This window comes from Fannyhessea vaginae DSM 15829 (assembly GCF_000159235.2).
Classification (GTDB): Bacteria; Actinomycetota; Coriobacteriia; order Coriobacteriales; family Atopobiaceae; genus Fannyhessea; species Fannyhessea vaginae.
This window is the reverse complement of the sequence record NZ_ACGK02000001.1, coordinates 260,131-286,591: the sequence shown is the minus strand read 5'-3', so window position 1 is coordinate 286,591 and position 26,461 is coordinate 260,131. Positions and strand designations below refer to the sequence as shown.

At 44.7% G+C, this 26,461-nt stretch carries 23 protein-coding genes and 5 tRNA genes; 4 read left to right on the top strand and 24 right to left on the bottom strand.

Annotation, left to right across the window (positions count from 1 at the left end):
• Positions 1–81 precede the first annotated feature (81 nt).
• The 14 genes from HMPREF0091_RS01200 to HMPREF0091_RS01135 all read right to left on the bottom strand — a co-directional run bounded on the left by HMPREF0091_RS01200 (position 82) and on the right by HMPREF0091_RS01135 (position 12,214).
• Positions 82–158 (bottom strand) — tRNA-Met (locus tag HMPREF0091_RS01200).
• A 16-nt stretch (positions 159–174) separates the two neighbouring features.
• Positions 175–250: transfer RNA gene (locus tag HMPREF0091_RS01195), tRNA-Thr, on the bottom strand.
• Positions 251–254: 4 nt separating this feature from the next.
• Positions 255–338, bottom strand: a tRNA-Tyr gene (locus HMPREF0091_RS01190).
• A gap of 408 nt (positions 339–746) precedes the next feature.
• Positions 747–821, bottom strand: a tRNA-Thr gene (locus HMPREF0091_RS01185).
• A gap of 236 nt (positions 822–1,057) precedes the next feature.
• Positions 1,058–1,813: an NYN domain-containing protein gene (locus tag HMPREF0091_RS01180; RefSeq protein WP_006302342.1), complete on the bottom strand. Its 756-nt coding sequence runs from the start codon at positions 1,811–1,813 to the stop codon at positions 1,058–1,060.
• Between the two features lie 45 nt (positions 1,814–1,858).
• The gene (rlmB, locus tag HMPREF0091_RS01175) at positions 1,859–2,962 is read right to left on the bottom strand and encodes a 23S rRNA (guanosine(2251)-2'-O)-methyltransferase RlmB (RefSeq protein WP_010241912.1); all 1,104 of its coding nucleotides are present in this window, start codon (positions 2,960–2,962) and stop codon (positions 1,859–1,861) included.
• A gap of 64 nt (positions 2,963–3,026) precedes the next feature.
• Positions 3,027–4,499, bottom strand: coding sequence for a cysteine--tRNA ligase (cysS, locus tag HMPREF0091_RS01170; RefSeq protein WP_006302338.1), 1,473 nt, complete (start codon positions 4,497–4,499; stop codon positions 3,027–3,029).
• A gap of 51 nt (positions 4,500–4,550) precedes the next feature.
• Positions 4,551–5,045 (bottom strand): 2-C-methyl-D-erythritol 2,4-cyclodiphosphate synthase, encoded by a 495-nt coding sequence (gene ispF, locus HMPREF0091_RS01165; RefSeq protein WP_006302336.1) that lies wholly within the window; start codon positions 5,043–5,045, stop codon positions 4,551–4,553.
• Positions 5,046–5,057: 12 nt separating this feature from the next.
• On the bottom strand, positions 5,058–5,774 hold the full coding sequence (gene ispD, locus HMPREF0091_RS01160; RefSeq protein ID WP_006302335.1) for a 2-C-methyl-D-erythritol 4-phosphate cytidylyltransferase: 717 nt from the start codon (positions 5,772–5,774) through the stop codon (positions 5,058–5,060).
• Positions 5,771–6,847, bottom strand: a complete 1,077-nt coding sequence (disA, locus tag HMPREF0091_RS01155) for a DNA integrity scanning diadenylate cyclase DisA (protein ID WP_006302333.1) — start codon at positions 6,845–6,847, stop codon at positions 5,771–5,773. The genes ispD and disA overlap by 4 nt, the downstream gene beginning before the upstream one ends.
• Before the next feature lie 185 nt (positions 6,848–7,032).
• Entirely contained in the window at positions 7,033–9,660 is a 2,628-nt protein-coding gene (locus HMPREF0091_RS01150) for an ATP-dependent Clp protease ATP-binding subunit (protein WP_006302332.1), read from the bottom strand.
• A gap of 17 nt (positions 9,661–9,677) precedes the next feature.
• Positions 9,678–11,234, bottom strand: coding sequence for a lysine--tRNA ligase (lysS, locus tag HMPREF0091_RS01145; protein ID WP_006302331.1), 1,557 nt, complete (start codon positions 11,232–11,234; stop codon positions 9,678–9,680).
• A gap of 173 nt (positions 11,235–11,407) precedes the next feature.
• Complete coding sequence (gene greA, locus HMPREF0091_RS01140; RefSeq protein ID WP_006302330.1) at positions 11,408–11,881, bottom strand: transcription elongation factor GreA; 474 nt, start codon at positions 11,879–11,881, stop codon at positions 11,408–11,410.
• A gap of 96 nt (positions 11,882–11,977) precedes the next feature.
• Positions 11,978–12,214, bottom strand: coding sequence for a twin-arginine translocase TatA/TatE family subunit (locus HMPREF0091_RS01135; protein WP_010241907.1), 237 nt, complete (start codon positions 12,212–12,214; stop codon positions 11,978–11,980).
• A gap of 165 nt (positions 12,215–12,379) precedes the next feature.
• Here HMPREF0091_RS01135 and HMPREF0091_RS01130 point away from each other — a divergent pair, with 165 nt between their 5' ends.
• A complete protein-coding gene (locus HMPREF0091_RS01130) occupies positions 12,380–13,282 on the top strand; it encodes a spermidine synthase (RefSeq protein WP_010241905.1) in 903 nt (300 codons plus the stop codon).
• Between the two features lie 57 nt (positions 13,283–13,339).
• Here HMPREF0091_RS01130 and tadA read toward each other — a convergent pair whose 3' ends face one another.
• On the bottom strand, positions 13,340–13,990 hold the full coding sequence (tadA, locus tag HMPREF0091_RS06220; protein ID WP_010241903.1) for a tRNA adenosine(34) deaminase TadA: 651 nt from the start codon (positions 13,988–13,990) through the stop codon (positions 13,340–13,342).
• 226 nt (positions 13,991–14,216) lie between these two features.
• Here tadA and HMPREF0091_RS01120 point away from each other — a divergent pair.
• Positions 14,217–14,307 (top strand) — tRNA-Ser (locus HMPREF0091_RS01120).
• Positions 14,308–14,576: 269 nt separating this feature from the next.
• Positions 14,577–15,131 carry a LemA family protein gene (locus tag HMPREF0091_RS01115; protein WP_006302326.1) on the top strand — a complete coding sequence of 185 codons (555 nt, stop codon included), beginning with the start codon at positions 14,577–14,579 and terminating at the stop codon, positions 15,129–15,131.
• A 142-nt stretch (positions 15,132–15,273) separates the two neighbouring features.
• Here HMPREF0091_RS01115 and HMPREF0091_RS01110 read toward each other — a convergent pair whose 3' ends face one another.
• The 6 genes from HMPREF0091_RS01110 to HMPREF0091_RS01085 all read right to left on the bottom strand — a co-directional run bounded on the left by HMPREF0091_RS01110 (position 15,274) and on the right by HMPREF0091_RS01085 (position 21,420).
• Positions 15,274–16,614, bottom strand: a complete 1,341-nt coding sequence (locus HMPREF0091_RS01110; RefSeq protein ID WP_006302325.1) for a carboxylate--amine ligase — start codon at positions 16,612–16,614, stop codon at positions 15,274–15,276.
• A gap of 211 nt (positions 16,615–16,825) precedes the next feature.
• Entirely contained in the window at positions 16,826–17,788 is a 963-nt protein-coding gene (locus tag HMPREF0091_RS01105) for a transketolase family protein (RefSeq protein ID WP_006302324.1), read from the bottom strand.
• Positions 17,789–17,816: 28 nt separating this feature from the next.
• Positions 17,817–18,752 (bottom strand): transketolase, encoded by a 936-nt coding sequence (locus HMPREF0091_RS01100; RefSeq protein ID WP_010241900.1) that lies wholly within the window; start codon positions 18,750–18,752, stop codon positions 17,817–17,819.
• Positions 18,753–18,830: 78 nt separating this feature from the next.
• Positions 18,831–19,112: a PTS sugar transporter subunit IIB gene (locus HMPREF0091_RS01095; RefSeq protein WP_006302322.1), complete on the bottom strand. Its 282-nt coding sequence runs from the start codon at positions 19,110–19,112 to the stop codon at positions 18,831–18,833.
• 251 nt (positions 19,113–19,363) lie between these two features.
• Complete coding sequence (locus HMPREF0091_RS01090; RefSeq protein ID WP_006302320.1) at positions 19,364–20,818, bottom strand: PTS ascorbate transporter subunit IIC; 1,455 nt, start codon at positions 20,816–20,818, stop codon at positions 19,364–19,366.
• A gap of 152 nt (positions 20,819–20,970) precedes the next feature.
• On the bottom strand, positions 20,971–21,420 hold the full coding sequence (locus HMPREF0091_RS01085; protein WP_006302319.1) for a PTS sugar transporter subunit IIA: 450 nt from the start codon (positions 21,418–21,420) through the stop codon (positions 20,971–20,973).
• Between the two features lie 425 nt (positions 21,421–21,845).
• Here HMPREF0091_RS01085 and HMPREF0091_RS01080 point away from each other — a divergent pair, with 425 nt between their 5' ends.
• A complete protein-coding gene (locus tag HMPREF0091_RS01080) occupies positions 21,846–22,736 on the top strand; it encodes a DeoR/GlpR family DNA-binding transcription regulator (RefSeq protein ID WP_006302318.1) in 891 nt (296 codons plus the stop codon).
• 67 nt (positions 22,737–22,803) lie between these two features.
• Here HMPREF0091_RS01080 and dcuC read toward each other — a convergent pair whose 3' ends face one another.
• From dcuC to rbsK, 3 genes are all read right to left on the bottom strand, one after another.
• On the bottom strand, positions 22,804–24,276 hold the full coding sequence (gene dcuC, locus HMPREF0091_RS01075) for a C4-dicarboxylate transporter DcuC (protein ID WP_010241898.1): 1,473 nt from the start codon (positions 24,274–24,276) through the stop codon (positions 22,804–22,806).
• A 78-nt stretch (positions 24,277–24,354) separates the two neighbouring features.
• Complete coding sequence (rihC, locus tag HMPREF0091_RS01070; protein ID WP_010241897.1) at positions 24,355–25,299, bottom strand: ribonucleoside hydrolase RihC; 945 nt, start codon at positions 25,297–25,299, stop codon at positions 24,355–24,357.
• A gap of 132 nt (positions 25,300–25,431) precedes the next feature.
• On the bottom strand, positions 25,432–26,373 hold the full coding sequence (gene rbsK, locus HMPREF0091_RS01065; protein WP_006302315.1) for a ribokinase: 942 nt from the start codon (positions 26,371–26,373) through the stop codon (positions 25,432–25,434).
• Between the last annotated feature and the right edge of the window lie 88 nt (positions 26,374–26,461).

The window sequence follows — 26,461 nt, the reverse complement described above, 5'->3', positions numbered from 1 at the left end:
GGCCATTCACTTCTACATGTACTTTCAACTAGAGAGGAGTTGAAAGTAACTTTTTTTAAACGGTTTTCACCGTTAATTTCCTGGTACCGGTGACTGGATTCGAACCAGTGGCATCACGGGTATGAGCCGTGTGCTCTAACCAGCTGAGCTACACCGGCATAAATGCCTGAACAATGGAGCCCGCGACCGGACTTGAACCGGTGACCTCTTCGTTACCAACGAAGTGCTCTACCGACTGAGCTACACGGGCGAAATGGTGGGGGTGCTTGGACTCGAACCAAGGAACCTGGAAGGAGCGGATTTACAGTCCGCCGCAGTTGCCGCTGTGCCACACCCCCATATTTTCAAGCTTCCCACGAACTCTCGTCGTTGTGTTCTCTTCGATGAAGAGCGCACATTTGTGAGTTTTTCTTGACTCAATCTTGTTCATGAGCGTAAGCATATTACGACTGAATTTTATTCTTGTCAACCTCTACCACTGAACCGCGCGTATCCATATCATATTTCCACCATAATTGGCAAAACTCGCCGATAGCTCGTTGACATTAGGAGGACTTTTATGATGGATTTTATTGCAAAGCTTTATGCTGTGCCTCACGCTTGCTCTTATGGTGACTCTTATGCTTGCCTGACACGCCTCTTATGGTTGATGGCAATTCTTATGCCAACTCTTATACACGCCAACAATACACACATGACATCAAGATACAAAAAAACCAAGCCGAAGCTTGGTTTGTTTAATTCAGTGGAGCTGGCGATAGGGCTCGAACCTACAACAACTGGTTTACAAAACCAGGGCTCTACCATTGAGCTACGCCAGCATTGCACTATGCATAATATCGTGTTCTTATTTTTTTTGCTACTGTTTTTTTCAAAATCGCTTAAATTTGGCAAAGTTCCACAATTTGCCGACAACAGGTGCCTGAAATAATATAAAGCGTTTGCGCAGGTGATGTTACTTGTAGTTGGCAACATTTGCACAGATGATATTGGTTGTGCTAGCAACATTTGCGCAGGTGATACGGCAGCAAGACGCATTAACTCCTAGACACCCAACTCAACGATGAGAGAGATCGCCCAAAAGTTTCCACAGCTTATCGCGCGTTTCCTTTGGTACGCGCGATTCCACCGTCATCTTTTGATGACTTGCACGCACAGAATCGGTATGCGAACGTGCATTTTGCTGTTCAACATCGTGCAATAAAAGTGCACTTGTTAATTTAGTAACGTCGTCGCCCACGGTAGAACGAATGGTATTATCCGAGGTAATGAGGGTAATTTTTCTGTTAACTTGTTTTTCTTGCGTAACCAGACGCTCAATTACGCTATCAGCCGTTTCACCGTTTCGAGAAAACACAACACAAATACCCGCTTGAATAGAAACCGCAGGCACATTTGACAAATTCTGTGTTCCGTCAAAAACCACCACCGCTTCGTAACTACCTTGAGCAAAAGCAGCAATGTCGCTGATCAAGCGCTCACGAGCGCGATCAAAAGGATCGGCATGAGTAGCAAAAGCAGAAGACTCCCCTGCTACCAAGGCATTTCTATGTGACCTAGAGTCTTGTGCCTTAGCACAAGAAGCATTATCAGACGGAGAAAAAGAAGCTTCGCCCATACTAGACGCATAGTGTTTGGTAGCCATAAGTGCGTTGTAACCATCAACCACAAGAAGCGGCAAATGAGCAAACGCAGGACGACAAATCAGCTGTAGCGACTGTTTGGCTCGCCGAGCAGCAGCTTGTGCAGACGCAGCCTGCGTTTCGCGCTTTCCAAGAGGCTTTTTTGTATACTGATTTTTATGACGACTCATAACTATTTCCGTATGGTAGCAAACTCACATGCAGACGCAGATGACTTAAACAGAGAGTTTGTTCTGACGCATCCATTCATAACACATAACTGTTGCAGCTTGCGCAACGTTAAGCGACTCAATACGGCCACGTTGAGGGAGCTTGCAGATAAAGTCGCACTTTTTTTGTACAAGCGACGAAATACCGTTTTCTTCTGAGCCCATAATCAAGCAAACTTTCCCCGTGAAAGGAGCGTCCCATACCGTTTGCTGTGCATGTTCGCTGGCTCCAATAACCCAAAAACCATGCTCTTTGAGCTCATCAATTGCACGCGCCAAATTAACAACCTGCACAATAGGCATGTGGAGCACTGCTCCGGCTGACGTTTTATATGCCCCCACGCCAACCGATGCACACCGTGCATTTGCGATGATGACACAAGACGCGCCCACAACCTCGGCAGAACGAACAATAGCGCCAAAATTGCCTTCATCAACTACGTGGTCGAGCAGCACAACAAGCGAAGCTTGTTTGTGGGCGGCTGTCTGATTGTCGGTGTTTGTGACGAGCTCGTGAGCGTCTGCAGCGGAAGCGTCTGCAGCGGAAGCGTCCGCAGCGGAAGCGTCTGTAGCGCGAGCACCTTTGCGGTCAATAGCGGCAAGCACATCACCGAACTCGGCATATGCAAAAGGTGCCGCTTCAAACATAACGCCTTGATGTGCACCGTGCGAACTTAATGAGTCCATAGCAGACTTTTTAACATATTCACACGCAATACCACGCTCACGGGCACAAGTAATTAAACGCTCAACATCGGCTGTTTGCAACGCGGCGTTCATATTTTCTTGAACAAGGAGCTTTTTAAGAGGTAAGTGGGCCTCAAGCGCTTCAAAGCAGGCGCGTCTACCCTCAATCATGGGCGCGCGTACGCCACGTTCACGCCGCGGACGCATATACGCAGAAGAAGCACCTGAACTGCGCTTTTGAGATGAGAAAGAACGCGCGTGCGCACTCGAAGAACGCGCGCGTGTGCCGCTATCGCCACTTACACGCGTACGCTTTTTGTAAGGTGCGCCTTTTTCGTTTGATGTAAAATGGGCATTTTGCACATTCTTATTCTTTTTTGTTGGCTTTTTGAAATTGCCTCGTGAATTATGTGTTTGGGCCATCTTGTATTCCCTCATCAGCAGATTTGCTCACCAATACATTAAGCAAATGCAGTGTCATTATCAATTAGTTTTTAACCTTAATGCGCGTACCGTTAGCGGTATCTTCTACCATCAGCCCCAGCTCTGCAATGCCGTCACGTATGGCATCGGCGCGCGTCCAGTCTTTATTGCTCCGAGCTTCTGCGCGAGCCATAATAAGCAGGCGTGCGGCCTCTTCGCAGCTAGAAGCACTCTGTTGGGTAACCTTTTGCGCTAAGTCAATAATTTCAGCAGGAAGCTCAGATGTTTTAGCTGCAAGCGTAATACCTAAAACCGAGCAGAGCTCGCAAAGCATGTCGGCACAACGAAGCATGGGAGCAACACAGGGATGTGCACCTGCTTCTTCGAGATATTTGTTTGCGTGCGCCATAAGATTAAAAATAGCAGCAAGTGCACCTGCGGCGTTAAAGTCGTCGTCCATTTGCGTTTCAAATTCTATTTGAGCATGATCAACTGCATTGCCAAGAGCTTGTTCTGCTTTGCCTAAGGCACCCGACTCTCCCGATTGCTCTGCCGACCAGCGTAAGTTTTCTACGCAACCAATAAGTTTTTGCAGGGTTCCGCGCGCGCCGTTAAGTCGTTCAAACGAAAAATCAAGTGGCGCACGGTAATGTGTTTGCAACATAAGCAAACGCACCGCATCGGCAGGATAGGCATCAAGAACTTCTTTGAGCGTGTAAAAATTGCCCAAGCTCTTTGACATTTTTTCACCGTCTACACGCAACATACCTGCATGCATCCAATAATTTGCCAAAGGCTTGTCCCATGCACAGCTTGCCTGCGCGTTTTCGTTTTCATGATGTGGAAACATAAGATCTTGTCCGCCACCATGGATATCAATAGGCGTACCTAGATACCTATGTATCATAGCGCAGCACTCGGTATGCCAGCCAGGACGACCTTTGCCCCAAGGACTATCCCAACTGGGCTCGGAAGGTTTTGCAGCTTTCCACAACACAAAATCAAACGGGTCGCGCTTGGCATCGTTGACCTCGATGCGTTCACCTGCGCGCATGTCATCAAGCTGCCTTCCGGAAACTACCCCGTAGTTGTGATCGCTTCGTACCGAAAAATATACATCGCCGTTATCAGCCACATAGGCATGACCCTTATCAATAAGTATTTGAATCATGACCTGCATATGTTCGATTTCTGCAGTTGCACGAGGGCGAATGTCGGGATCCAAAATCCCAAAGCGGTGCATTTGCTCGATAAACGCACAAGAATATGTTTTTGCAAGCTCGTCTGCCGAAATGCCTTGCTCATTGGCACGATTGATGATTTTGTCATCAACATCGGTAAGATTTTGAGCAAATACAACAGCAAAGCCTTTGTACTGTAAATACCGACGAATAATATCAAACGATAAAAACGTACGAGCATTCCCTATGTGAATTTGGTCATAAACAGTAGGTCCACACACATACATGCGAACGCGATTGGGTTCAAGAGGTATAAACTCTTCTTTTTTGTGCGTTTTACTATTGTAAATTAGCATGTGAACTCCTTGTTATACAACCGTTGCTTCAAAGGTATGGCGGTTACTACTTTACTGTTTAATCTTAGCGCACACGTTTTCCTCAAGCAAAACGCATGCCCATGCTGCTATACCTTCTGACCTTCCAACAAAACCTAAACCCTCGGTGGTAGTTGCTTTAATACCTATATGCTCAAGCGGTATATCCATAACCTCTGCCAATTTTTTGCGCATAAGCTCACGATATGGCGAAATCTTAGGCACTTGAGCTGCAATGGTACAATCGCAATCAACAATTGCAAAGCCGCTTTGTTTAAGACGTCTTACAACCTCATGCAAGAGCTTACACGAATCGGCATTGTCATATGTAGGATCATCGGGCGGAAACAGTTGTCCGATATCGCCTAGACGCGCCGCGCTTAAAAGTGCATCCATAAGTGCATGCACGCAAACATCTGCATCGGAATGGCCCCATAAGCCACGCTCATATGGTATGGTAACACCCCCAATAATACAGGGTCTATCTTTGGTAAACGCGTGAACATCAAAACCGTGCCCTATCCGCATGGTATCTCCTTGCTATGAGTCTTGCGTATTAAAGCGTTGCTCCAGCAAAGTTTTTGCAACGGCAAAATCTTCGGGGAGCGTTATCTTTATATTATCGCGCGGACTTTCAACGCACACCACATCTCCAAACATTTGTTCGACAACTGAAGCATCGTCGGTAACACTGCGTTTGTGCGTAAGTGCATATTCGTGCGCTTTACAGATAATTTCTCGCCTAAAAACCTGCGGAGTTTGCGCCGACCAAAACAGTGCTCTATTAGGTGTTGAGATAATGCGTGTACCGTCAACCGTTTTAAGGGTATCGCTTACGGGAAACGCACAAATTGCACCTGCTATATGAGGAGTGGTACGTAGTTTGTTGATACAAGCCTCTATGGTATCAACTTTAATAAGTGGGCGCGCGCCATCGTGGATAGCCACAAAATTAAAGGTAGAAGGTACGTGGCACAGACCTTCATACACTGAAAGTTGACGCGTAGCACCAGCATGAGCAAACACTATGGGCTTTTGTGTATGCAGATGGCAAACCACACGCTTTTCCATTTCGGATTGGCGCTCGGCAGCACAAACAATAACTATACAGCCCACCGAAGGCGCTTCTACAAAAGCACGTATTGCCCAATATGAAATGGGATAACCGCATAAGGTGGTGTATTGTTTTCCGCAGGGGTCGCCAAAACGCGAACCCGTGCCACCAGAGGCTATAACGGCGCAGGTATCTGCTGTCATGCGCGCTTGCCCCACATACGATATAAACTATCAGCCAAAATTGAAGGATTATCCACACCAAGTTCATCGAGCTTAGAGGGGTTTTGTTCAATATCATCCAAAAGCTGTTGCAGCGAGCCAAACTCATCTACAATCTTATCTGCCATACCCTTTCTAACCACCGAAACATTAGAAAGTGTTCTTAACCCAAGTGGAACCATAATTGATTCCTCGCCTTTGTTTTCAAATCCAAGAAGTTCGGCTATTTTATCGGGTGCATGCAGCTGCGAATTTGAAATTTCGTGCAATTGCTTACGAATGCACTGCGCGTGCTCTTCGGACGAATCCTTTGCATAATCTCTAATAAGCAGCGTGTAATCGCTTGACGCATTACCAATAAACTCTTCACGCTGCATTTCAATGGTTTTACCCTCGCTACCAAGCTGTAAAATAATGTCGCTTAATTGCTCGGAAACGGTCATAAGCACTTCAAAGAGATAAATGGTGTCTGCAATATCAGAAAGCGTTACATAGTCATCAAGCTCAAGTGTGGTAAGGCGCAAAAGAGCACGGTCAAGCTGCGCACGCGTGCTTTGCATAGAAACCAACATTTGGTTAACCGAACTCATAAGTTCTGGAACCGATTGAAGCTGATGGCCGTGACCGTCCACGTATATAGCAACCACTTGTCTGCGTTCAGACACCGAAATAACCACCGCTTTGGTGAGCAGGCTCATACGCGCTGCCGTACGGTGACGCATGCCCGTTTCGGACGTAGGAAGCGAAGGTGAAGGATTAAGATGATAATTTGCGCGCAAAATCTTAGTTAAGCCGCGGTCAATAACAATAGCGCCGTCCATTTTTGAAAGCTCAAACAAACGATTTGCCGTAAAAGAGATGTCCAAACGAAAGCCATCGTCACCTGCCGCCAAAACATTATCCGTGTCGCCAATACATATAAGAGCACCAAGATGACCTGCTAAAATCATATCGAGCGCAAAACGCAAAGACGTGCCTGGCGCTGTTTTGCGAATGGCGTCACGCAAGCGTGCTTTAGTATCTTGCGCATCCTCAGGTGTTTGAGATGTGCTCATGGCATCTCCTTTCCTTGGCTTATGCTCTTACACGGTTTATGGAGGTGTTGCTATGGTTTAACAAAGCGCAACGCCTTCAAAGGCTCCTTCATTTTGACACGAATTTCTTGGCGACCACAACCATTATATAATTGTTGCGCACACAAACGCTTGCAAAGTCTGCATGCGGCATAAACTTATGTAGGTTACTCGCTGTATGCTCCACCGCTTGCATTTTGCGTGCCCACATAAGAAACGCTTCGTTCATGCGATACATGAGGTTCCGCGTCTGCAAGTTGTGATCCTTGCGCACGTAAAGCTTGTAGCTTTTGTAAGTCGGCTTCGCGCTTTTTGAACACAAGCTCATGCTCCTGCGCGTCAACGTACACCTCATCGCCCGCGCTCCACTTATGCTCAAGCAAGTCTTCGGCAAGACGATCCTCAACCAAACGTTGGAGCGTACGACGCAAAGGACGTGCACCATAAATAGGATCGGTACCTTTTTGAGCAATTAAATCACAAGCAGCGTCGCTCAGCGTAAGCATAATGTGCTCTTGTGCAAGGCGGTATGCCAGCTGAGAAACCATAAGCTCCACAATTTTTCTGAGTTCTTCTTTGGAAAGCGTGGTAAAGACAACAATTTCGTCAACACGATTAAGAAATTCTGGCCTAAATGAGCGCTTAAGTTCACTTTTAACGCGCGATTTTATTTCTTTGTACGACAGACCGTCATCACCTTGGGAACTAAAGCCCATAGGAGAAGTGTGCGCGATTTCGCGCGCTCCAATGTTAGAGGTCATGATAATAACCGTGTTGGAAAAGTCTACAACACGACCCTGACCATCGGTTAAGCGACCTTCCTCCAAAATTTGAAGCAAGATATTAAATACGTCTGGATGCGCTTTTTCTATCTCGTCGAACAAAACAACCGAGTACGGACGGCGACGAACAGCCTTGGTAAGCTCTCCGCCCTGATCGTAGCCAACGTATCCTGGAGGCGCGCCAACTAGCTTAGAGACCTCGTGTTTCTCCATAAATTCTGACATGTCAAACGAAATAAGTGCTTCTTGCGTGCCAAACAAAAACTCGGCTAAAGACTTAGCAAGCTCTGTTTTTCCTACACCCGAAGGCCCTAAAAATATGAACGAGCCGCCAGGGCGCGCAGGGTCTTTTAGAGGCGAGCGCGAGCGGCGAATAGCGTGCGCGACCTTTGCCACCGCTTCTTTTTGGCCAATAAGTCGTTTATGCAGCTCTTGTTCGCAGCGGAGTAGTTTTTCTGACTCTTTTTCTGTTAGACTTGTAACGGGAACACCTGAAATATCCGATATAACACGAGCTATATCATTTACATCAACATTTTGCTGCTCGGATGCACGCGATTTCTCCCAATCTTTTACCGCATGAACAATCTTTTGCTCCAAAGATTTTTCGTCATCCCTAACCGATGCCGCATCCTCGTAATTTTCGTGCGCGAGCAGGCGCTCCTTTTTTTCTTTGAGCTTGGCAAGTGCAGTGCGCATAGTAACAATCTCGTGCGGCTCATGACGTTTAACCACCGATTTACGAGCACCTGCCTCATCAATCACATCAATTGCTTTATCGGGCAAAAACCTGTCTTGAATATAGCGGTGCGACAGACGCGTGGCCTCAACTAAAGCATTTTGCGTGTAATGAACGTGATGAAACGCTTCGTAACGCGCGCTTAAACCTTTGAGTATCTGCAACGTTTGAGAAACCGTGGGCTCACAAACCTCAACGGGCTGAAAACGTCTTTCTAAAGCCGGATCTTTTTCGATGTGTTTGCGATACTCTTCTGCAGTTGTAGCTCCAATAACTTGAATTTCACTGCGCGAAAGTGGCGGCTTTAAAATAGAAGCAGCGTCAATGGAACCCTCGGCAGAGCCTGCCCCTATAATCGTATGAATTTCATCGATAAACAAAATGATGTTGGTTGCTTTGCGCACCTCGTTAATAACGCGCTTTAAGCGATCTTCAAATTCTCCGCGATATTTTGCGCCTGCAAGCATCGACGAGATGTCAAGCGTCCAAATTTGTTTATCTGCTAGAGTCACGGGAGCATTATGCGTGGCTATCAGTTGAGCTAAACCTTCTACAACCGCGGTTTTTCCTACACCAGGATCGCCTAAAATAAGCGGATTATTTTTTTGACGGCGAGCTAGAATTTGCGCAATGCGTGTGATCTCTTTATCTCTGCCAATTACAGGATCAAGTTTTTCTTGTTGCGCCACGGCAACCAAATTTTTCCCATAGCGTTTAAGCAATTTTCCCATCTTTGAGCGCGCCTGCGAAGCCGATGGAATACCATAGGCAACCTCGGTTAAGTCATCGTCTTGCTCGTCTTGAGTAGACTCCGCGTCTTCTGGAGCGCTATATTCTTCGCTGTCATCAAGCGCGTCAATTGCCGTGCTAAGCGACGAAAACGAAACACCTATGCGCGTGAGCACCAAGCATGCATGGCTCTCGGGGAGCGCAAGCATGGCAATAAAAAGATCCTTGGTAGTAATTAAACCAGTAGCATGAGCGGATGCAAGCGTAAAAGCTTGTGCAAGCGCACGCTTGGTAAGCGCCGAAAACGGCACGTGTCCCGACGCGGCGTCGGCCGCGCCTGTAGAGGCAAGCGATTCCACAATTTCATATGCCTGCGCGTAGGTAATATCAAATGACGATAGCACCTGCGTAACGGAATTTTCCTCGTCTTTGAGGTATGCGAGCAAAATATGCTCGGTACCAACGTAGAGTTTTCCTACGCTGCGGGCCTCTTCTTGAGCAAGTAGTAAGATGTTTCGTGTTTGCGCGGTAAATTGTTCAAACATATGGGTTTAAGCCCCCTTTAGGAATTATCCACCTGAGCGGCAATATCGTCTTTTGAAATGCTTTCGGGTTTCATTTGTGGGAACAACAATACGTCGCGAATGGATGGCTGATCACAGAACAGCATAATCATGCGGTCGATACCATATCCAATTCCGCCAGTTGGTGGCATACCATACTCAAGCGCGCGAACATAATCATAATCGTAACCCATGGCTTCATCGTCGCCCATGCCCTTTGCCTTAACCTGTGCCATAAAGCGCTGCGCCTGGTCAACGGGGTCATTAAGCTCGGAAAATGCGTTTGCGTATTCGTGACCACAAATCACAAGTTCAAAACGATCTGTTAAGCGCGGGTCTTCATCTTTGCGCTTAGAAAGAGGCGAAACTTCTGCTGGATAGTCGCATACAAATGTTGGATCCTGAAGCGTTTGCTCACCAAGCTCATCATAAATTTCAAAGAGTAGCTTACCTGCGCCCCAGCTTTCTTCCCACGAAATTTCGTGCTTGTCACAAAGGGCACGTAGATGCTCAACAGGTGTATCCATGTTAATTTTTTCGCCCACAACCTCAGACGCAACATCAGAGAGTGCAACGCTTCGCCACGTACCACTCATATTAACGCGTTTGTCCTGGTACGTAATAATTTCGCTTCCCTTTTCGCAACCGCAAACATCTTGCGCAATAAGCTGAAACATTTGTTCGGTAAGCTCTTTCATACCCTGCAAATTGGAATACGCGCAATAAGCTTCCATAGACGTAAATTCGGGGTTATGGGTAAGGTCCATACCTTCGTTTCTAAACTGACGGCCAATTTCAAAAACACGATCCATGCCGCCAACAATCAGGCGCTTAAGCGGTAATTCCGTTGCAATTCTTAAGTAAAAATCACAGTCGAGCGCATTAAAATGCGTGGTAAACGGGCGCGCATTTGCTCCACCTAAAATTTGATGCATCATAGGCGTTTCAACTTCAAGATAACCTTGGTTTTCCATAAAACGACGAATGAGCGAAATAATGTGGCTGCGCTTGCGAAAAACGTCGCGAACCTCGGGGTTCATAATCAAGTCAACGTAGCGCTGACGATAACGAATTTCGCGGTCACTTAATCCGTGAAACTTTTCGGGCAAGGGGCGCACGCTTTTAGAAAGCAAAACCAACTTGGTAACCGACACTGACAACTGTCCTCTGCGTGTACGCACGATCACGCCTGTTGCCTGAATAATATCGCCCAAATCGAGTTGCAAAAGCAAATTCCAGTCTTGCTCGCTCATATTGTTAATGCGCAAAAAGAGCTGAATGGTGCCTGTTTTATCTTCCAAAACGATAAAGCAAACCTTGCCTTGACGACGATACGCCCTAATACGGCCTGCAACCGTGTAGGAGTCTTCTGTAGCAGCTCCATCTTCAAGTGAGCCATACTGCGTTTCAAGATCGCGCGCAAAGGCAGTAATGGTACTCGAAATAGGATATGGATTGATGCCTTGCTCAATAAGAGCTTTACGCTTTGCACGACGCGTGGCGCGCTCGTCATTGATAGTTGACTCCGATGAGGTTAAAGCCGTAGATTCGGACATTTGATAACTCCTTAATAGCTGGTAATGTGTATCGATTGCTTACCGTGTGGCTGCGTGCACCTGGCTTGTTCATGAGCGCATATGCACTGTTAAATGCAAAAACGCGCCTTGAGCCGCGGGGCGCAAGGACGCGAATGCTTGTCGTATAAAACACACGAACGAATCAGTTGCACCTAACGAGTAATATTTAATATCGTGTAGGTTTTTTCTTTACCACTTGGGGTAGAAAAGCTTACTACATCGCCCACAACATGGCCAATAAGCTCGGCGCCTGCTGGCGATTCGTTTGAGATTTTATGCTCAAGAGAATCTGTTTCGGTGGTACCAACAATGGTAAAGCTGATTGACTTGCCTTTTTTATCGGAAAGCTCAACGGTAGTGCCAATAGAAACGCTCAACTCGCCATCAGTGTGTTCAACCACTTTAGCAGTAGCCAAAATTTGGCGAATCTCATTGATACGCGACTCGTTAAGTGATTGCTCTTCTTTGGCGGCATCGTATTCGGAGTTTTCTGATAAGTCGCCAAACCCACGTGCTTCTTTAAGGCGTTCAACAATTTCTTCGTGCTTCTCGCCCTCACGATACGCAAGTTCGTCAACCAACTTCTGGCGACCTTCCGGGGTAAGTATCAACTCTTTTTTATCCATCTGCTACCTTCTCAAAAGAAACTTACAATCCATGCTCATGTGTTAGCGCACAATACTTTACCTTACACACAAAGTGCGTGACATGCGCAAACAAGACTAATGCTCTTTGCTGTCCTCAACGACAACATCCTCTGCTTCTTGAGATTTAGCAGAGCTTTTTGCTTTTTCGTCTTTTTTATTGGTGTCATCGCTTGAATCATCAAGACCCTCGCGAACGCTTTTAACGGTTTTACCCAATGCACTTCCGAGTTTTGGAAGATTTTTAGGTCCAAAAATAACCAAAACAATGGCTACCACAATAACAAGCTCTAAAGGACCCATACCCAGAATCATATATGCCTCCAATACGTCCACGTATTACACATACCTGATGTTACCTGTTTTAGCGTACAATAGTATGCGATGTACAAGTTTGCACAAGTTAGTATAGCTGAGCCAACTGCAAAATAACAATTAGATTTTATCCATTATGCCCAACATAAGGAGTTTTCTTTAATAATGCACAATATACTTACATCACTTCTTACGATAAGCGGTTGGACTTGTGTAGTGAGCACAGGTATATTGGCACTATTTTACCTTATCTTACGAATGCGTGGGGCTCATCTCTTCATAAAAAGTAAATTTGGCCCTGTGCTGATTTTTGATTCACAAGATAAACAAAAAACGCCCATTCGGTTGTTGAACGTAGGCAACAAATTTCAGTCGGTATGCTACTTGCAAAAAGAGCTGCGCTATAAGCTGGTTTGCATCTATCATCAGTACATGATGCAAGTGGTAGAACTTGCGCATAAAGAAGCAGGTAAAACGCTGGTCATAGGTGCAGGAGGTTATTCGCTCCCCAAATGGATGTGGGCGCACTACCCAAACATGCAGGTGAGCGTGGTAGAAATTGATCCCACGATTACAAAACTTGCCAAACGGTTTTTCTTTTTACAACAAACGCTTGATGCGTTTTGCAAAAACTCATATCAAGAGCTCAACTATCCTGCGTGCCTAGAGGAACAACGACCAAGCACGTGTCGCGCGCGCATTATCCATGCCGACGGCGTGCATTATCTGCAACACACTCAAGAAACCTATGATGTAATCATTAACGATGCGTTTGCTGGAAAAAACGCGCTGATCTCGCTTGCAAATCAAGAGGGCGCGCGCTTACTTAAAAGCCGCCTACGCGCAGACGGCGTGTATTTAGCCAATATCATTTCTCCACTTGACATGTCTTCTGGCAGTGTTTTGCATAAGGTTATTGCTTCTATGCAAACACAATTTGCCTACGTGTATCTCATTCCCGAAGACGAAGAAGACCCTCGCGTTGTAGCTAACAACGTCTTAGTTGCCAGCAATTTAGCATTAAAGATTACAAAATCCTACCGCGTAGAGCCATTGCTCTCGCACTAAGCGTGTAAGAATGTATCGGATTTTCCGCCCACCATGTGCGCAAAGGCTCAAGCTGCACTAGCCGTGCGCGCGCTTATGCTTGAAAAACTGTTGCAGAAGATTTGCACTTTCATCGGCTAAAACACCACCTTTTAGCTCAAAGGAGTGATTAAGCCTAAAATCATTACTTACGTTATACAAGCTTCCACAAGCTCCTGCTTTTTGATCGTATGCACCAAAAACGCAGCGTGCAATACGCGCGTTGAGCATAAGACCTGCGCACATAAGACAAGGTTCAAGCGTTACATATACACAGCAGCGCTCAAGATGCCATGAATCAAGCTTCTTTGCTGCTTGTAACATGGCAATAAATTCCGCATGATCACTAGGGTTATGGCTATGTTGGCGTAAATTATGTGCTGCCGAAAGTATGGTGTTGTTACAAACTACAACTGCCCCAATAGGAACCTCTTGCTCTAAAGCTGCCTTTTGAGCCTGTGCAAGGGCGCAGTGCATATAATACGTATCAAGGTCGCAAAAATCCTCGTTGTCACATGGAGTCGGATGTATTGATGTATCGGGCGATGTATCGGGCGATGTATCAGACGGCGTATCAAGCGCACTTGAATCGTACACATGGCGTGGCGATTGTTGGCAGTCAACGAGCGCGCGATGCAAAGGCGCCTCATTGGTTGTTGCGTTATCAGAACAAGAGCTCTTGTAGGTCATCGATAATTCCTTACAAACTTTTCCCAAAAACGGTGCGTTATCTTGCAGCAAGAGCAAGCGCATAGCATGCGTGCAAGCTTTGTATCCTTAAATTTTACACGAAAATCAAAAAGATATAAGTTTTTGTACACTTATAGAGCTTAATGTTGTACACTATAAAAGCTGTGCAAGAGCTTATGTACTCATTTCGTTTTGTTCATCGCACGTACAAAAGCTAGGCAGCTACGGAGGGGTGGCAGAGTGGTCGAATGCGGCGGTCTTGAAAACCGTTGAGCGGCAACCCCGTTCCGAGGGTTCGAATCCCTCCCCCTCCGCCATTTTTACGTAATCACATTTACACAATTTTTTTGCAATACGTCCAGTTTAACGTGCAGTTGTTTGCGCGCGCTTCGCATGTAAATCGCGCGCTAATTACGTTTTAATGCCCATACACTTCATATAACCTGTATTTCATCAGCCGCTCCATCTTTCGTTGTTTGATTACTCCGTAACGATATGCAACGTCTCAAAACTGCTCAGCAACGTGTATAATGAAGGGGTATATACAACAAAATTATCAAACACAACAAGGCGAACAGGAGATACCATGCCTGAAACACTTATAATTGTTGGCATAATTGTGGTTGTGCTGCTTATTGCAGTTATGATGTATAACCACATTGTCCAGCTGAACAACCGTTGCGACAACGCATGGCAAACTATTGATACGCAGCTTCAACGTAGAAATGATCTTATTCCTAATCTCGTTGAAACCGTAAAAGGCTATGCAGCTCACGAATCAAAGACACTTGAAAACGTTATTGCCGCGCGCGCAGCTGTTAACAGCGCAGCTACTCCCGTAGAAAAGATGGATGCCTCTAACACGCTTACGCAAACACTTGGACATTTGTTTGCCGTTGCGGAAAGCTATCCCGACCTTAAAGCAAATGCCAATTTTCAGCAGCTTCAATCTCAGCTAAGCGATACCGAAGATAAAATTAGCTATGCGCGCATGAGCTTTAATGATTGTGTACTTATGTTTAATAACGCCATTACCACGTTTCCTGGCGTTATTTTTGCAGGACTTTTCCACTTTGGCAAACGCGAAGGCTTTGCTGTTACAAGCGAAAGTGCACGCGATGTTCCCGAGGTTAAGTTTTAATTGCACCGTTACATGAGCGTGCGCGCTTGATTACGCATATGTAAGCCCCTGTCGTATTGTACGGCAGGGGCTTTTGTATCCCTAGACTCACCAACCTGTTTTTATGATAGTAAAGAGTTTTTGCAACCTCACATGGGAAGTCTTACAGAGTGATGTCTGTTGTGTCCAACCACGTAGTACCTGTTGTTTTAGCAACTGACGGCGGAAAATCTCGATAAAACTTGCGCCAGTAATTAAGATAAGCAATGCTTACATAGGCAAAACGGAGAAGACCGCGCTTACTTATGTCAAATTCAAAGGGGTAATACAGGGGATTATAGACGCTACCTCTTCTTATATGAGTGCGTAAGGCGCGCTCACTTGAATCTCCCAAATAACGGAGCGCAAGACGAGGCGGTAAAACACTATAACAAATACTCTTTTTTAGACGCTGCGTTTCTATAGCACGATGCTCAATCATATCTGCCACCAACACGCGCATGGGATTAAGACCAGATGCGGTATTGTAATACAAATTTCTACCAATGCGCGGATTCATTTCAAAACAGTACAGTTCGTGCGTATGCTCATCTATTTTAAGATCAAAATTTGCAAAACCTCGCCATTGAATACCCGTTAAGAAGTTGCAAACTTTTTGGTATATCTTTGGATAACTTTCCGTTATCATACATGCGGGATTGCCCAACGCTGTGGGTACATGATCTTCGAGCAAAACGTGCGCCGATCCCAACAGTGTTACGCGGTTGGATTCGTCTACATAAGCCGTTATTGACAAATTATAGCTATCGTTACCTTCAACGCGGCGCTGAGCCAAAAAGTGCCTTACTTCTTCGTGTTCAAGTGCGTGAACATGAAGATCGCTTATAATACGAAATAATTCGTCTTGTGAATGTGCTGTATAAACCTTATATTTACCAGGCCATGAAAGCTTCTCATAACCAGAACTTAACACGGGCTTTAAAATGAGCGCATGCGTTGCAAAATTTACCGCAAGTTCATGATTGTCCATAATCTGGTCTAATACTGCACGAGGTTCATCGGCCAAATCAACCGAACACGACAACGGCGTTTGAAGCCCATATTGTTTTATGAGAGAAGGAAAAACTTCCTTATCATTTACCTGTTGCAACAAACTAAACGAAGGCGCTGCAAAAGTGTAGTATGTACTTAACACGTCGTAATGTGAAACTAAATCTCTTACGTAGGTATCTGCATTGGCGATCAGCAACAATTTTTGGCCCGCAAACGTGCGCTGTAATTGAGGACCCAATGTCAGCAACGCTTGCACCAGTGCCGAGTAGGGCACATCGTGCATTACATAATCTTTCTCTAAGAACACCTGAATAATACGAGAATGAGCGATTGGTCCTAGAATTTGAGAAGCTACTACCGAGGAAGTTTTGCCGTATGCTTCATGAAACGACCGTGCGAGTGCATACGTACCTATGTCAGAGCCAATAATGACGGGGTGAAAATCTTGCATGGTAAACCCTTATCACGAAAGTTATAATGTTCTTAATAATTATGTACATCAGTATAAATCATAAGTTGATATGTCGGTATAAATTCATTTATAAAAACGCACGTCACAACATGCAACGTGCGTTTTATCTGCTCTTAATTACTTTTATACATAAGCTCGTAAATACATAATTCACATGTTTGCGCAAAGATAAACCCTACAGCAAAACAGGTTAGCGCGCCAACAAAGCGTTAACTGTCTTTACCACATCTGAAGCACAAAGGCCAAACTCTTTTTGAAGCCAATCGGCAGTGCCCACCTGACCAAACTGCTCATTTACCCCAATACGCTTAAATGGAACACATACTTGCGCTTCTACAAGAGTTTCGGCAACACTTGATCCCAAGCCACCGTTAACGCTATGATTTTCAAAAGTTACTACAGCGCGTTTCCCTGCAACTTCGCTTAACACCAGTTCTTTATCAAGCGGCTTAATGCAAAACATATCAATAACTTCTACTGACAAGCCTTGTTTTTCTAATTCTTCTGCAGCATCGAGCGCATCTTTAACCAACTGACCAGCGCTTATGATAAGAACATCACTACCTTTTTGAAGAACATTTCCACGTCCAAGTTCAAAGGTAGAGCCACTCTCATAAATACTATACGAGGCTTTTCTTCCCGATCTTACGTAGTGTACGCCTTCCAAAGTTGCAAATGTACGAATAATCCACTCCATTTGTACGGGATCTGCTGCATCGGTAATAATTGAACCTGGAATCATGCGCATAAGAGCCATATCTTCCCAAGTTGTGTGAGTTCCTCCGTTAGCTCCTGCAGTAAAGCCGGGGTCTGAGCCCCAAATATTGATGGTGTTGTGCGCATATCCACCAGACAAATAAATTTGGTCAAAACATCTACGGGTAGCAAAAGGTCCAAAGGTATGACAAAATGGAATATATCCCTCGGACGACATACCCGCTGCCATGCCCATCATGTTTTGTTCGGCAATACCAACTTCTACAAACTGTTCGGGCAGCTCCTTTTGAATTTTAAGCGTTCCGCTTGCTCCGCCTAAATCTGCGTCAAAACATAAAACACGATCATTTGTTTTCATCAAGTCAAGCAGCGTATCAACAACCGCATCACGATAAGGTTTTCCTGCGCTTCTACAATCTTTTGCAAGTTTAAACATTATTCCTCACTCTCCGTAGCTACTCATATTAAGAAAGATTTTGTGTGGCGCAAGAACTTTTACCATCGTCTAGGCCGCTACAAGCGCAAGGAAGACTCTCCCCTTCGAGCGCATAGGCAAGCGCAGCAATTTCTTGGTCAAAGCGCGCAATCGCTTCATCGGTAGCTTTATTGATTTCGTCGTTATTCCACTTCATCGAGTGATTCATTTCGGTTTCTTCAAAGTAAGGAACACCAGCACCTTTAATGGTGTCAAGTACAATAGCGTTGGCTTGATCGTGCTGGTCTTTTGCGCGAGTAATTGCCTCGTCAAGCGCAATAATATCTTGACCATTTACCTTTTGTGTATAAAAACCAAAGGCGCGCATTTTGTCTACATAGTCAAACGGATCAAGAATGTCTTTAGTTCTGCCGTCAAGCTGCTTTTTATTGTCATCTATAAATACAATGCAGCGATCAAGACGGTGCGCAGCAATGAACTCAAATGCTTCCCAACACTGACCTTCGTTAAGTTCCCCGTCGCCTACAAAAAGATAGGTATTACGAGAAGAATTTTTCTTTTTGAGGGCATAGGCAATACCAGCTGCAAGCGAAGTTCCCTGGCCCAAAGAACCAGTTGTTGCATCAACGCCAGGCGTTTTAAGACGATCGGTATGAGAAGGCAGGCGCGTTCCACCATCATTTAAGGTAAAGAGCCACTCCTTAGGAAAGAATCCGCGCTCGGCAAGCGTTGAATACATAACGGGACCTGCATGTCCTTTTGACAAAACAATACGATCTCTGTCTTCCCAGTGAGGATTATCAGGGCGATGACGCAAATGTTTAGCATAAAGCACAGCATAGGCATCGGCTAATGAAAGCGAGCCGCCAATATGGCCGTAACCTCTATGCTGAAGCATTGCAAGTACATCACGACGAATTTTTGTTGCTAAAAGCTTAATTTTTTTATATTCCCTATCCTCCACGGAGCACTCCTGTTCTGTCACTGTATTGCACGCTCTATATATCTAGCTGTTATACGTTATTTACACACAAGACAACGATTATCCGATATGTTGTGCCAGCTTTTGTTCAAGCTCTGCCTTGTCTAAAATATTGATAAGAACTACCTTTTTCTCATCGGGAATACCTTGCATAAAATCCTTTAAATCATTGCCAACAATAAATAAATCGGCAGCTTGAGGATTGATGTCAGAAATAGTAGTATGATCCACTTCAATTTCGGGATGACCAAGCTTTTTAACAGCGTCTTCCGCATTCATATGAACGATAAGGCTTGAACCCAATCCGGAACCGCAACAACATAAAATCTTATGTACACTCATAGCAACCCCTTACAATTTATTTGGACGCCCTCTACACCTACCGTATCACAGGGCTGTAACCTTATTACACTATTATTATCTCTGAACTTTATTGAACACATGTTTGCGCTTGAGTTAAACAGAGATATAACACAATACATTTGTGTGCTTGTACCTTTATAAGTCCGTCCGATAAAACAAGCGAGGCCAGCTGACCTCGCTTGATGTTAAACAATCGCCAAAGCCTTCTTAGCGTCGCTGTAACAAAATTCTTACGCCTGCGTCTTTGGTTTAGGTGCAAGGAAGTTATACAAAATAGGAGCAATGTAAACAACGACACAAATAAGCATTAAGAGCGAACCATTTGCATAATTTATAATGTTACCAAATACGATTCCCATCCAAGAGAAATCGGCATCGGAGAAAGTTGCGCCTGTATAACCAAGAGCATTAAACACTGGCATGCAGATAGCTGGCAAGAATGTAATAAGCAAACCGTGCGCAAAGCCACCAGCCACACAACCTTTCACGCCACCTTCTGCATTACCAAATACGCCTGCGGTAGCACCACAGAAGAAGTGAGGAACAACACCAGGCAAGATAAGAGCAACAGGAATCATAGCGTTTAATCCGCCAAGAATAAACAGTCCAACAATGCCACCAACAAATGAGCTAATAAATCCAATGGTCACCGCATTAGGTGCATATGTAAATGCAACAGGACAGTCAAGTGCAGGTTTGGCACCTGGAACTAGCTTATCGGCAATGCCTTTGAAAGCAGGAACAATTTCGCCAATAATAAGACGAACACCACTTAAGATGATGTAGACACCACCAGCAAAGCTCAAGCCTCCTGTAATGGCCCATACAATCCAGTTGTTAACTGTTTCGGAACCAATGTTCATAAGCCCTTTTAATGCGCCAAACTGAGCGTCAAATGCTTTGGGATCAGCAGCGAGTAATGCAGGACCTTCGGTTAAAATTCCGCGTGCAACAGCAATACCTGTTACCACTAAGAATAAAATAACCATCGTTAAACCAATTGAAACTGTTGTATCACGTAAAAAGATAAGACGTTTGGGGAAGTTGATTTCTTCGGTGCTTTTGCGATGAGGGTCATTGGCAAAGCAGCGGCCAACCACACCAGCAAGCCAGTAACCAAGTCCGCCTAAGTGACCAAGTGCCACTGAATCGCTTCCGGTTACTTTTCTAAACGTTACCTGACAATATGCAGGTGACAGCACCATAATAAAACCAAGCAAGCAGCCACCGGCAAGATAGAGCATCCAACCTTCAAGATGACCTGCGCCACCTAAAATAACCGCAATCATGCATGCCATATAAAGCGTGTGATGGCCCGTTAAGAAAATGTAGCGCATGCGTGAAAAACGAGCAAGAACAATGTTGAGAACCATTCCTACTGCCATAATAACCGCCGAACTAACACCAAAGTTCTTAAGCGCATCTGCAACAACGGCTTCGTTATTTGGTACAACACCTTGCATATTAAACGCATAGTTAAAAATTTGACCAAAACCCGTGAGAGAGTTTCCTACCAAAAAACCTGCGCCCGCACTTAACACCAAGAAACCAACAATGGTTTTAAGCGTACCTTTAACGATGTCTTCAACTGGTTTTCCTTGCAAACACAAGCCCAAACACGCAAGCAAGCCTACAAGAATAGCAGGTGTAGACAAGATGTTAATGATAACCTCAAGTACTGCCATCTGACTTCCTTTCTCTATGTATGCGCACTTTACGAAAAATACCGCACACAATAATTGGATTTATCACGAGCTTCTTATGTAAAGTGCATAAGCTGACTCTGTTTTATCCGCTGCGTTATTACTGCTTTACCGCCGCAGACAATGTGTGCGCCTTACGCTGAAGCGCTGATAAATAAATCGTAAATTTCCTGTGTTGTTTGAGCTTGTGCAATGCTGGTAATGTTTGCCTCACAAGCAAACATGGTTGCAAGAATACGCATAACGTCAATATGATCGTTAGGATTTTGCGCAGCAAGTGTCACCAAAACACGAACAGGAGCATTACCCTCCTTAAAGACGACTCCTTCACGCACCACCGTAACCGCAAGCTGCTGATGTATAACACCTTGTTCAGGACGCGCGTGCAACAGTGCAAGGTCGGGAGTTAAAACAAAATATGGCCCAAATTCATGCGCGTTTGCAATAATCCCGTCAATATAGGCACTTGTGACACTGCCATCATCCACAAGCGGCTGGACGGCAACGTGAATAGAATCTTCCCAGTCTTTGCACGCCGAAACAATTTGTATGTTTTTCAGCTTGAGCATTTCTTTCATAGTCATGCATAAACTCCTTCAAATAGTTCGTAGCGTGCAAAAATATAAAAATCGTCGTTTAAGACAGCTCTTAGTGTAACAATTAGTTCGTAATATTGACACATTTTTTTATTGTTCTTTCCTGATTTTCCGTCAGCGGTCTTATTTCAAGCGTAAAAGTACGGCTAACTTGTCCAAACACCCATAGCTCTTTAATATGCAACATAAGCTTAATATTAAGCGTACAAAAGACGTTCATCAACTTTGTGCGCACATCCTCCTTGAGGATTTGTGCGTAATCAAGGTTTCTTACATTTACTTCTTATGTTTACTTCTTATGTTTACTTTTTACATTTACAAGAAATTGAATAAACGTGTAGTGCTCAAGAAAATATAAATCATTTCGCAAAGTACGCTACACTTAAATTGTCTGGACGAGAAGGGAGGAAACGTTGTTCCGAAAAGAACGCCATGCAGAGATTTTGCGCCTGCTCGATAGACAAGGCCGCGTAGAAGTAGAAGATCTAGCTGCCCATTATGGAGTTAGCTGTGACAGCATTCGTAAAGATCTTCAATATCTTGATAAACACGGTTTATGCAAGCGTGTGTATGGCGGCGCGCTTAAGAGTGCTGATGTGAGTGCGCTTAATAATTTTTTACATCCCAGTGTTGATTCCAAACTTTCTGCTCGCCCTGACAGTCAGCGTACAAAACAGCGCGTTGACGAGCTTATACCTTCACTTAACCATGCACTTTCACCTGAGCCACAAACAGCACAAGGCTCAAACACGCACGATCATACTGACGCCAACAGATGGGCGGTTGCAAAACGCGCTTACTTGGAAATAAACGACGGCGATTCGATTTTTTTGGATTTATCGCGCATCAACATAGAGCTTGCACGGCTTTTAGCGCAGGGAAACAAGCATGTTATTGTAACCACCAACATGTTAGATGTTATTAAAATTCTCTCTGACGCACCACACATTACAACGCTCGCAACAGGTGGTTTTCTTAACATAAAGCTCAATGGTTTTGTAGGATCCGAAACTATCAGCTTGCTCGAGCCGCTCTTATTCCTTAAAGCGTTTATTGGCGCAGGAAGCATAGATTTAGACCAAATGGCGGTATCCTGCGACAATATTGACGGCGGAGCTGTAAAAGAAAAAGTTATCCACAACGCTTCATATACCTTCTTGCTGGCAGATAAAAATAAATTTAATCGAGAAGAACTGTATCGCTTTGCAACTATAACCGATTTTTCTGCCATAATTACCGACTGCAATGACGAGGTTGTGTTAAGAAAGTTGCGCACAACAGGAACGCCTATACTACAAGCGTAATAGAGGCGTTGTTTGTCACATATGTTCGATTGCTTTACGTTCGACAACGTAAAGCAATCATGCTTTTCTAGATAAACAGTACCATCGAAAGAACAAACATAAATACGCAACCCAAAAGCATAGGCACGCTCACTCGTTTAACTACGTCAAGCGGGCTAGTTTTGGTGGTACCCGACACAATCATAATAACCGCAGAAACTGGGGATACTGCACGCAGTAAGTTGCCCGCCATTCCCATAGGAATGGAAACAGCAATAGGTGATATTCCCGCTGCCTGAGCCAAGGCTGGAATAAGCGGAACCATTGCATAAAAGAGCGCAACACCCGAGCCAGAAAGCAATACGATAAGAGCCGTAAGCCCAACCAAAATAAGAGGCAGAACAAACCCTAATCCATTACCACTCATACCAGTCATCATTGCTTGTAGCGAGGCAATAAGTCCAATGGACTTAAGACCAACAACATAAATCATGGCAGCAACCAGCAAAGCGATAATAGGAAGCATCGAACCCATTCCCTTGAAGAAAGTTTCGGTTTTGCCAAGTGCTTCATGCATATCTTTACGTCTAAGCGCATCACAGACGAGCGCGATTATGAACGAAATAAGCGTTGCCAGCTCTACGCTCATTGTTATAGACACACCGCAACAAATTTTTGCGATGTACGCCACAACCAAAAGAACAATTGGTAAGAGAGGCAAAACAGCATAAAGCGCATGAAAGACGCCCTTGATTTCGTCTTTTGCTGTATCAGAATTTTTCTGTGCGGTGTGCGACTTATCTGCAGCCTCATCAGCTTGGTCTTTGGACTTACTTGAATTTTGCGTGGTAACTGTTTGATCAGCGCGCTTGCTCATAAATTTTTGCCAGAAGTAATGAACAACTGCCATAAAAATAAGGGTAGGAATAGAAACCAATGCATGATATCCAAAAACGTACTGAGAAACCGTGAGGTTTTCAAACATTGGATACTTTGCCAGCTCTGCCGTAATAGCAACATTATCGGCACCTAAAGGCGTTGGCATGATAGTTGCTGTTGTTGCGATAACCGCAGCTGCAGTTAAAGCCGACATCCCTGACTTTCTAAGCACCGGATACAACGTTGCAAGCAAGATAATTGCCAAATTTGACGCGCTTGGAACAACCAACGATAAAAGATTACCAAGAAGGAAAACAATAGGTACCAAAATATACGGCGAACGAACATGCGCAATTGGCTTTGCCAGCGCGCTCACGGTTGCGTCATTGGCACCAATTGAGCTCATATATGAGGTATAGCCACCTAAAAATAGCATAACAAGGCCTGCGCCCGTAAGCGTTGACTTAAACATGACAATAATGGCAAGCAAAGGATCTAAAAGCGGAGTTGAACTTGGCTTAAAATCTTTAATTGCTAATCCATGACCCGTTGCAATTGCAACATACATAAGCACTAAACCAATAATAAACAGCGTAATTTTGATATCCATCTTTTTTACCAACATATAGCCGATAACACAGATGGATAGTGCTGCTATCACATACATTACTATAAGCTCCATACCACTCTCCTTACCACACATGCTTGTGCACGAGTACAAAAATTTACGTTACGGTAAATGCATATGCACAAACATTAATTATTTTGAAGCTTCAACACGTTTACGCTCACATATACTAAGTTGTTCTACAAACCACGAACGAAATGCTTCGACATCAATATCGGTGCACACGTCAACATTGGGCTCTCCATGCAGATATCCCCTAAAGTCAACCAATGTGCAACCAGCTGTAAGCGTGCCTGCAAGCTCAATATCAACAAAGGTTTTTTCAACCGTAAAGAATTCTGGCTTAAGAAAATACGCCATGGCTGTTGGATCGTACATTTTAAGTGCTGTGTTAATTGAACCCGAACGATAGTGGCTAAACAAGTCGTACACCATCTTGCCCGTTTTTCCAAACGTTTTAATTGTCTGGATATCGTTTGCAGGAATTGTTGCTTTCCATCCAATATCAAGTCCAACCATAGCTAAAGAAATACCTGATGAAAAAACAATTTTTGCGGCCTCGGGGTCGGTAGCAATATTGAACTCGGACAAAACACCTTTATTGCCTCGCGTGCATGTTCCACCCATAATAACAATACGTTTGATGAGCTCTTGATCTTGAGGATACAGGCGCAACAAGAGTGCCACATTGGTAAGAGGCCCTATTGCCACAATAGTTAAAGGTTCTTTGCTTGCATGGAGTGCTTTATGCATTGCAACAGGTGCAACGTCTTCCAACAAACACTCGTCTGCTTGACCTTCAAATTCGTAACCCGCTAAACCCGATTCACCGTGAACGTTTGCAGCAGTTGTAAGCTTGCGCACAAGTGGACCTTGGGCTCCCTTTGCAACGGGGACATGCGCATGCCAAAAATGTAAAAGTTTAAGCACGTTATTTGTTACATTCTCAAGCGTTACATTACCGCCAACGGTGGTAATGAGCTTTATATCTGTTGTATCAGATGCAAGAGCAAGTCCTATGGCAGCAGCATCATCCACACCTGGATCGGTGTCCAAAATAATTGGTGTTTTCGCCATAACATTTCCTTTCAACGATAATATATTTACACGCATGTTCTCTATAACATCAAAGCCATGGTACTTAGTGCTACACCCTTTGTAGCACAAGTCTTTGTGCGCTCACCGAAGCATACAAAGTTGACGCAATCCTTATACACAACTGATTGGCTCGTTCACCTTGTGCTGTATCCGAAACGCTTCAACTTCCTCACAAGTTGGAATAGACACTTGTGCTCCAACACGTGTTGTTGAAAGAGCGGCAGCGGCTTGTGCAAAAGCGATCGCCTGCTCTGTGTGTGCACCTTTTGCAAGACAAGCACTCATTGCGCCAACAAAGGTATCGCCAGCGCCTGTTGAATCTACGGCCTTTACCGAATATGCAGGCGCAAAGAGTTGATGCTGGTGCGAAACAAGCAAACATCCTGCAGCGCCCAACGTAACAACTAGGGTTTTCATACCAAGTTGCAAAACCTTTGTAAGTGCGCACATGGTGGGTGCATCCATGGTTGGATTAATATCAAATAAGCTCATGCATTCAGTTTCGTTAAGACATAAAATGTCGATACTTTTATACAACGATGGCTTAATAGAGCGCACGGGAGACGGGTTTACAACTGTGATCATGTCATGGGCGTGAGCAAACTCTATGGACGACTCTACCGTCTGAGCAGGAGACTCAAATTGCGTCAAAAAAATGTCGTGCGGCTGTGCAACACGCGAAAGTGCTGCATGTGCAAATTGTGGTGTAACAGACTCATTTGCACCGTGATTAATAATAATTCTGTTATTACCATGAGAGCGCAGGACAATTGCCATACCAGTTGTTGAGGTAGTTGTTGTTACCTCTTGAATATCAACCCCTGATTGAGCCATGCTGGCGCGCAGCTCTTTACCAAAGCTGTCGGTTCCCACACATCCAATAAGATGAGTGTGAACTCCTGCACGCGCAGACGCCACCGCCTGATTTGCACCTTTACCACCAGCATTGATAAGCAGATTATCTCCCGAAAGTGTTTCGCCCTCTAAGGGCATTCTGTCCGATTCTATGGAGACATCCATATTGATGCTACCGAGCACCACAACTTTGCTCATACCTCACCATACCTTATAGTAACGTGGATACAGCTTGCGCTCATACAATACAACCTCTTTTATTGTGTGAGCACAACCTGTTTCTACG

Bases quoted from the DNA above. Each gene is read 5' to 3' on its own strand.
- HMPREF0091_RS01180 (WP_006302342.1), bottom strand. From the start codon at position 1,813: ATGAGTCGTCATAAAAATCAGTATACAAAAAAGCCTCTTGGAAAGCGC.
- rlmB (WP_010241912.1), bottom strand. From the start codon at position 2,962: ATGGCCCAAACACATAATTCACGAGGCAATTTCAAAAAGCCAACAAAA.
- cysS (WP_006302338.1), bottom strand. From the start codon at position 4,499: ATGCTAATTTACAATAGTAAAACGCACAAAAAAGAAGAGTTTATACCT.
- ispF (WP_006302336.1), bottom strand. From the start codon at position 5,045: ATGCGGATAGGGCACGGTTTTGATGTTCACGCGTTTACCAAAGATAGA.
- ispD (WP_006302335.1), bottom strand. From the start codon at position 5,774: ATGACAGCAGATACCTGCGCCGTTATAGCCTCTGGTGGCACGGGTTCG.
- disA (WP_006302333.1), bottom strand. From the start codon at position 6,847: ATGAGCACATCTCAAACACCTGAGGATGCGCAAGATACTAAAGCACGC.
- HMPREF0091_RS01150 (WP_006302332.1), bottom strand. From the start codon at position 9,660: ATGTTTGAACAATTTACCGCGCAAACACGAAACATCTTACTACTTGCT.
- lysS (WP_006302331.1), bottom strand. From the start codon at position 11,234: ATGTCCGAATCTACGGCTTTAACCTCATCGGAGTCAACTATCAATGAC.
- greA (WP_006302330.1), bottom strand. From the start codon at position 11,881: ATGGATAAAAAAGAGTTGATACTTACCCCGGAAGGTCGCCAGAAGTTG.
- HMPREF0091_RS01135 (WP_010241907.1), bottom strand. From the start codon at position 12,214: ATGATTCTGGGTATGGGTCCTTTAGAGCTTGTTATTGTGGTAGCCATT.
- HMPREF0091_RS01130 (WP_010241905.1), top strand. From the start codon at position 12,380: ATGCACAATATACTTACATCACTTCTTACGATAAGCGGTTGGACTTGT.
- tadA (WP_010241903.1), bottom strand. From the start codon at position 13,990: ATGACCTACAAGAGCTCTTGTTCTGATAACGCAACAACCAATGAGGCG.
- HMPREF0091_RS01115 (WP_006302326.1), top strand. From the start codon at position 14,577: ATGCCTGAAACACTTATAATTGTTGGCATAATTGTGGTTGTGCTGCTT.
- HMPREF0091_RS01110 (WP_006302325.1), bottom strand. From the start codon at position 16,614: ATGCAAGATTTTCACCCCGTCATTATTGGCTCTGACATAGGTACGTAT.
- HMPREF0091_RS01105 (WP_006302324.1), bottom strand. From the start codon at position 17,788: ATGTTTAAACTTGCAAAAGATTGTAGAAGCGCAGGAAAACCTTATCGT.
- HMPREF0091_RS01095 (WP_006302322.1), bottom strand. From the start codon at position 19,112: ATGAGTGTACATAAGATTTTATGTTGTTGCGGTTCCGGATTGGGTTCA.
- HMPREF0091_RS01090 (WP_006302320.1), bottom strand. From the start codon at position 20,818: ATGGCAGTACTTGAGGTTATCATTAACATCTTGTCTACACCTGCTATT.
- HMPREF0091_RS01085 (WP_006302319.1), bottom strand. From the start codon at position 21,420: ATGACTATGAAAGAAATGCTCAAGCTGAAAAACATACAAATTGTTTCG.
- dcuC (WP_010241898.1), bottom strand. From the start codon at position 24,276: ATGGAGCTTATAGTAATGTATGTGATAGCAGCACTATCCATCTGTGTT.
- rihC (WP_010241897.1), bottom strand. From the start codon at position 25,299: ATGGCGAAAACACCAATTATTTTGGACACCGATCCAGGTGTGGATGAT.
- rbsK (WP_006302315.1), bottom strand. From the start codon at position 26,373: ATGAGCAAAGTTGTGGTGCTCGGTAGCATCAATATGGATGTCTCCATA.